The 5,891-nt window shown below is 67.1% G+C and carries 5 protein-coding genes and 1 pseudogene; 5 read left to right on the forward strand and 1 reads right to left on the reverse strand.

The features are described 5' to 3' along the window. The 5 genes and pseudogenes from JHD07_RS30805 to JHD07_RS30825 all read left to right on the forward strand — a co-directional run. Positions 1–423, forward strand: a pseudogene (locus JHD07_RS30805) (DNA ligase-associated DEXH box helicase); the annotation flags it as partial. Next, on the forward strand, positions 420–2,081 hold the full coding sequence (locus JHD07_RS30810) for an ATP-dependent DNA ligase (protein ID WP_291628983.1): 1,662 nt from the start codon (positions 420–422) through the stop codon (positions 2,079–2,081). The pseudogene JHD07_RS30805 and the gene JHD07_RS30810, both read left to right, overlap by 4 nt. 153 nt (positions 2,082–2,234) lie before the next feature. Continuing rightward, a complete protein-coding gene (locus JHD07_RS30815; RefSeq protein ID WP_291628985.1) occupies positions 2,235–2,540 on the forward strand; it encodes a DUF6460 domain-containing protein in 306 nt (101 codons plus the stop codon). Positions 2,541–2,561: 21 nt separating this feature from the next. After that, on the forward strand, positions 2,562–3,296 hold the full coding sequence (locus tag JHD07_RS30820) for an MBL fold metallo-hydrolase (RefSeq protein ID WP_291628987.1): 735 nt from the start codon (positions 2,562–2,564) through the stop codon (positions 3,294–3,296). A gap of 1 nt (position 3,297) precedes the next feature. Then, positions 3,298–4,623, forward strand: a complete 1,326-nt coding sequence (locus tag JHD07_RS30825; RefSeq protein WP_291628989.1) for an MATE family efflux transporter — start codon at positions 3,298–3,300, stop codon at positions 4,621–4,623. A gap of 159 nt (positions 4,624–4,782) precedes the next feature. On the opposite strand, the gene JHD07_RS30830 is transcribed toward JHD07_RS30825, so the two are convergent. Then, positions 4,783–5,880, reverse strand: a complete 1,098-nt coding sequence (locus tag JHD07_RS30830; protein ID WP_291628991.1) for a quinone-dependent dihydroorotate dehydrogenase — start codon at positions 5,878–5,880, stop codon at positions 4,783–4,785. Positions 5,881–5,891 lie beyond the last annotated feature (11 nt).

Genomic DNA, 5,891 nt, shown 5'->3' on the forward strand with positions numbered 1-5,891 from the left:
TCCGAATACTACCAGAGCCGCGGCATCGAGCTTGGTGAGCTCAGGCCGGTGAAGGGCGTCAAGAAAGCGGCGCTCGCCGGCACCATCACGCTGGCGCCGCCCTCTGCGACATCGGATCTGTGGACGCGGCGCTTTCCTGATCCGGTCACCGCGTTCGCCTCGGGCTGGATGCGTGTACGCGCTCGCGCGCGGCAGCGCGGGGTCGAGCTGCCCCTGGTGATCTCCGACCATGCCGACTGGGACGGCCTCATCGCGACCATCACGGCGACCGGCGCCGGCGAGATCTGGGTCACGCACGGCCAGGAGGATGCGCTGGTGCATTGGTGCCGGAGCAAGGGCCTGAAAGCGCAGCCGCTCGATCTCGTCGGCTATGGCGATGAGGAAGAGGGCGAGGCCCAGCTTCAAGGCGAGGGCGAGGCATGAACCGCTTCGCCGAACTCCTGGACCGGCTCGCCTACGAGCCCGGCCGCAACAACAAGCTGCGCCTGATCACCGGCTATTTCCGCGAGACCGGCGATCCCGACCGCGGCTACGCGTTGGCCGCGCTGACCGGGGCGCTCAGCTTCAAGCACGCCAAGCCCGCGCTGATCCGCGATCTCATCGCATCGCGCACGGACGAGGTGCTGTTCGGTTTGAGCTACGACTATGTCGGCGACCTCTCCGAGACGGTGGCGCTGATGTGGCCGAAGACGGCGCTCGCCGCCCACAACAACCCACCGCCCCCGACGCTCACCGAGGTCGTCACGACGCTGCGCACGCTCGGCAAGAGCGAGCTGCCGAGGCAGCTCGAGCGCTGGCTCGACGAGCTCGACGAGACCGGTCGCTGGGCGCTCTTGAAGCTCGTCACCGGCGTACTGCGCATCGGCATTTCCGCGCGCCTCGCCAAGACCGCGGCCGCCGCGCTCGGCGACAAGGACCCGCATGAGGTCGAGCTGATCTGGCCTGGCCTTGCACCGCCCTATCTCGAGCTGTTCGCTTGGCTGGAGGGGCGCGCAGACAAGCCGATCAATCGCGACCCCGCGCCGTTCCGTCCCGTGATGCTCGCGCATGCGATCGAGAACAGCGATTTCGCCGCGCTCGATCCCGCCGACTACATCGCCGAATGGAAATGGGACGGCATCCGCGTGCAGGCGGTGGCGGGCCGCGACGAGCGCGGGCACATCACGGCGCGGCTCTATTCGCGCACCGGCGAGGACATCACGGGGAGCTTTCCGGATCTCGTGCCGTCGCTGCGCCTGCCCGGCGCGATCGACGGCGAGCTTCTGATCCTGCGCGAGGGCCGCGTGCAGAGTTTCAACGTCCTGCAGCAGCGGCTCAATCGCAAGGTCGTTTCCCCGAAGCTGATCAAGGAGTTTCCCATTCACTTGCGCGCCTACGATCTGCTCGGCGACGACGAGAACGATCTGCGCGAGCTGCCTTTTGCCGAGCGGCGCGAGCGGCTGGAAATCTTCATCAGAAAGCTCGACGATCCCCGCATCGATCTGTCGCCCACCATTGCCTTCACGAGCTGGGAGGCGCTGACCGCCGTGCGCGCGGATCCCGCGAGCGCCGGCGCCGGCGAGGATGCGGATGCCGTCGAGGGCGTCATGCTGAAGCGGCGCGATGCGCCTTATTTGCCGGGGCGGCCGAAGGGCCAGTGGTGGAAGTGGAAGCGCGACCCGCACATCATCGACGCCGTGCTGATGTACGCACAGCGCGGCCACGGCAAGCGCTCGTCCTACTATTCCGACTACACCTTCGGTGTCTGGACCGCGGGCGATAGCGGCGACGAGCTGGTGCCGGTCGGCAAGGCGTATTTCGGCTTCACCGACGAGGAGCTGTTGCAGATCGACCGTTTCGTCCGTCGCAACACCACGGAAAAGTTCGGCCCGGTTCGCCATGTCGTTCACGAGCCGGACCAGGGGCTGGTGCTGGAGGTCGCCTTCGAGGGCCTGCAGCGCTCGCCGCGCCACAAGTCCGGCGTCGCCATGCGCTTCCCCCGCATCAGCCGCCTGCGCTGGGACAAGCCGCCACGGGAAGCAGACAGGCTGGAAACGCTGGAGAAGATGTTGAGGGCGCAAGCGGCGGAGATCGAAATGTGAAGCGGTCGGTCTCTCCGCGACAGCAGTGCGCTCCTCTCCCGCCAGCACGCTTGTCCGAATTAAACTCCGGTAACCCGATTGACGGCCCCTTGCGGGTTCCCCATGTCCCTCGCCGTGCCTATAATGGGCTCGAATCCGCTTCGGGAGTTTGCGATGGTCCAAGACGTCAGAGATTTGCCGGCCGGCCGCAGCGACGGCCTGAACCGCTTTCTCGGCGGCTCGCCGCTGGCCGTCGCGTTCCGCTTGGTCCTGCTCTCGATCCTGGTCGGCGTCGTGCTGGCGGCGATCGGGTTCGATCCCTGGAACATCCTCTACAGCATCCGCCTGCTGTTCCAGCGTCTCTGGGATCTCGGCTTCGACACCGTGAACTGGCTGTGGCGCTACTTCCTGCTCGGCGCGGTCATCGTGATCCCGATCTGGCTGCTGTCGCGCGTGTTCGGCGCGCCGCGCGGCCGGTGAGGATTCGGGAGCTCGCGGCCGATGCAATTGCGTTTCGTCGGCTGCGGTGATGCCTTCGGCTCCGGCGGCAGGCTCAACACCTGCTTCCACGTCTCCGGGCGCGAGGCCAGCTTCCTGATTGATTGCGGCGCGTCGGCGCTGCCGGCGCTGAAGCGTCTGGAGATCGCTTGCGACGAGATCGATCTCGTCCTCATCACGCATTTCCACGGCGACCATTTCGCCGGGCTGCCGTTCCTCCTGCTCGACGCGCAATTCTCGCGGCGGACGCGGCCGCTCACGATCGCGGGCCCGCAAGGCATCGAGCGGCGGCTGCGCGAGGTGATGGAGGCGCTATTCGAGCACGCCTCGAAGACCAGGCAGCGCTTCGAGCTTGATGTCGTCGAACTCGCCCCCGGGCAGAGCCGGATCTTCGGCGCGGTGACGGTGACGCCCTATCCGGTGGTGCACGGCGAATCCGGCGGACCTTTCCTGGCCTACCGCGTCGAGGCCGGGGGTCGCACGCTCGCCTACAGCGCCGATACCGAATGGACGGAGACGCTCATTCCGCTGGCGCATGGCGCGGACCTTTTCATTGCCGAGGCCTATATGTACGAGAAGGTCGTCAAGAACCATCTCAGCCTGAAGACCTTGGAACAGCACTTGCCAGCAATCGGCGCAAAACGGCTCGTCCTCACCCATATGAGCGACGACATGCTGTCGCGCCTGGGTGAGGTCGAGCACCTCGCCGCCGAAGATGGCATGGTGATCGTGTTCTGACATGCACGCGCCGGTTCATCCCAGGATCAGCTCCCGACAAGTGTTCGCCATTGCCGGACCGGCCATGGTCGCGAACCTGACTACGCCGCTGATCGGCGTGGTCTCGACCACCGCGATCGGACGGCTCGATGATGCCGCGCTGCTCGGCGGCGTCGCGATGGCCTCGATCATCTTCGATTGCCTGTTCTGGCTGTTCGGCTTCCTGCGCATGAGCACGCTGGCGTTTACCGCGCAGGCGCTCGGTGCCGGCGAGACGCGGGAGCAGACCGTGATCCTGGTGCGCGGCTTCATCGTCGCCGGCCTGATCGGGCTCGCGCTGATCGTGCTGCAACTTCCGCTCGCCGGCGTGCTGTTCGACCTGATGGGTGGCAGCGACGGCGTGACGCGGGCCGCCAAGACCTACTTCATGATCCGGATCTGGTCCTCGCCGTTCGCGTTCGCCAACTACGTCATCCTCGGCTGGCTGGTGGGACAAGGCCGTGCCAATCCGGCGCTTGCGCTGCAGGTCGTCATCAACCTCGTCAACATGGCGGCGACGATTTTGCTGGTGCTGGTCTATGACACCGGCATCGCCGGCGCAGCGATCGCCGCGCTGCTGTCGGAGACATCAGGCTTCGTCCTCGGCCTGATCGTGTGCCGACGCTTCGCCGCCGGTGGCTTCGCCGTCCCCCGTGCAACGCTGTTCGACCGCGAAAAGCTGATGCGGCTGCTGGCGGTGAACACCGATATCCTGATCCGCACCGCGGCGCTGATCGCCGTGTTCCTGTTCTTCACCGCCAAGGGCGCGCGCGCCGGCGACGTGACGCTGGCGGCGAACTCGGTTCTCAACAATTTCCTGCTGGTCAGCGCCTTCTTCCTCGACGGCATCGGCAACGCGGCCCAGCAACTCTGCGGCCGCACGCTGGGGGCACGCGACGCAAAAGGTTTCCTGGATTCCACCCGACTGGTGCTGCTGTGGGGACTCGGCTTCGCGATGGTCGTCTCGGTGCTGTTCGCGCTCTTCGGTCCCAACCTGATCAATGTCATGACGGCCAGCGAGGACGTTCGTCGCGCCGCGCGCGAGTTCCTGCCGTTCATCGTGCTGGCGCCGATCCCCGGCGTGTTCGCGTTCGGCTTCGACGGCATCTATGTGGGCGCCACCTGGGCGCGCGAGATGCGCAATCTGATGCTGGCCTCGCTCGCGATCTTCTTCGGCGTCTGGCTGGCGCTGCAATCCCTCGGCAACACCGGGCTGTGGTGCGCGCTGATCGCGTTCTACGTCGCGCGCGGTGGCTTGCAGGGTGCGAGATACCAGGCGCTGTATCGGGCGACGTTCTCGAGACCGTAGGCGAGCGCTGCGAGGAAATGTTCATGTGCCGGACGCGCTGCAGCGTGAAACGCTGCTGCGCAGAGCCGGGACCCAGAGCGCCGCCACATGGGCCCCGGCTCTGTAGCGCACCACGCCGAAGTCGGCGCGCTGCGCTGCGTCCGGGGCACTGGAAGGGCCTCACACCCCCGGCCAGTCTTCCGCGGTCAGCGTCGCCGCATCGGCGCCGACGATCTCGGACAGCGAATCCCGCCCGGTGCGGAGCAGCGTCGAGGTGAGGTCGCGCTTGATCTCGTCGACGAGACCGAGGCCCTTGTACACCAGCGACGAATAGAGCTGGATCAGGCTGGCGCCGGCGCGGATCTTGGTCAGCGCGGCGCCACCGGAGTCCACGCCGCCGACGCCGATCAACGGGAACGCGCCCTCGACACGGACATAGGTCTCAGCGACCATGCGCGTCGACAGACGGAACAGCGGCCGCCCGGACAGGCCGCCTTGCTCCTTCGCCCGGGTCTGCTCCCGCAGCGTGCTCGGCCGCGCGATCGTAGTGTTGGACACGATCATGCCGTCGACGCGGCGCGAGCGCGCGACTTGCACGACGTCGTCAAGCTGGGCGAGGCTGAGATCCGGAGCGATCTTGAGCAATACCGGCGTGTCGCCGGCCTTCTGCCTGACGCGCTCGCGCGCGTCGATCACGCGCGCGAGGAGCTCGTCGAGCAGCGCGCCCTCCTGAAGATTGCGCAGGCCGGGCGTGTTCGGCGAGGAGACGTTGACGGTGAAATAGCTCGCCACCGGCGCGAAGGTCTCGATCAGCTTGACGTAATCGGCGACGCGATCGGGCGAATCCTTGTTGGCGCCGACATTGACGCCGACGATGCCGCCGTGCTGCGCCCGCGCAGCGAGCCGGCGCAGTGCGACGTCCGCGCCGTCGTTGTTGAAGCCCATGCGGTTGATGATCGCCTCGTCGCGTTCGAGCCGGAACAGCCGCGGCCGCGGGTTGCCTTCTTGCGGCTTCGGCGTCACCGAGCCGATCTCGACGAAGCCGAAGCCGAGCCGCAGCAGCGCGTCCGGCACCTCGGCGCTCTTGTCGAAGCCGGCCGCCATGCCGATGGGATTGGGAAAGTTGAGCCCGAAGGCGCGCACCGCGAGCTTGGGGTCATCGGCGCGCGGCTTGGTCGGCGGCAGGAAGCGCAGGCCCTGGATCGCGAGGCGATGGGCGTCCTCGGGGTCGAGCCAGCGCAGCACCGGCAGCGAAAAGGCGTCGAACGCGCGGATCACGGAGCCAGCTC

The sequence above is a fragment of the Bradyrhizobium sp. genome, from assembly GCF_016462955.1.
Classification (GTDB): Bacteria; Pseudomonadota; Alphaproteobacteria; order Rhizobiales; family Xanthobacteraceae; genus Bradyrhizobium.

What these genes read in the sequence shown, in the direction of transcription:
- JHD07_RS30815 (WP_291628985.1), top strand. Translation starts at nt 2,235, where the DNA reads ATGGTCCAAGACGTCAGAGATTTGCCGGCCGGCCGCAGCGACGGCCTG.
- JHD07_RS30820 (WP_291628987.1), top strand. Translation starts at nt 2,562, where the DNA reads ATGCAATTGCGTTTCGTCGGCTGCGGTGATGCCTTCGGCTCCGGCGGC.
- JHD07_RS30825 (WP_291628989.1), top strand. Translation starts at nt 3,298, where the DNA reads ATGCACGCGCCGGTTCATCCCAGGATCAGCTCCCGACAAGTGTTCGCC.
- JHD07_RS30810 (WP_291628983.1), top strand. Translation starts at nt 420, where the DNA reads ATGAACCGCTTCGCCGAACTCCTGGACCGGCTCGCCTACGAGCCCGGC.